This window comes from Fructilactobacillus sp. X3R2C1 (assembly GCF_059901235.1).
The window spans coordinates 1-252 of record NZ_JBWXVA010000063.1 but is presented as its reverse complement, the minus strand read 5'-3'; the positions used below and the strand labels follow the sequence as shown (position 1 = coordinate 252).

The window sequence follows — 252 nt, the reverse complement described above, 5'->3', positions numbered from 1 at the left end:
GTAATTTCCAGTCAATATAATTGTGATTGATCCAATTGCATACTATAGTTTAGTTAGTAAATTTGATGGAGGAGGTAATCAAATGGCAAAGAAAATGGAAGTACAAGTTTGGTCAGATATCGCCTGCCCATTCTGTTACATCGGTCGTGCTCACTTTAAGCAAGCACTCGCTGATTTCGATCATAAAGATGACGTTGAAGTTCATTACAATAGTTTCGAACTTGATCCTACCGCTTCTGGTGAACCAGAAAC

At 38.1% G+C, this 252-nt stretch carries 1 protein-coding gene; it reads left to right on the top strand.

Features of this window, described 5'->3' with window-relative positions; all coding sequences use genetic code 11:
• Positions 1-82 precede the first annotated feature (82 nt).
• On the top strand, positions 83-252 hold a 170-nt coding region (locus AC6UDB_RS07160; protein WP_500709576.1), incomplete at its 3' end, for a DsbA family protein.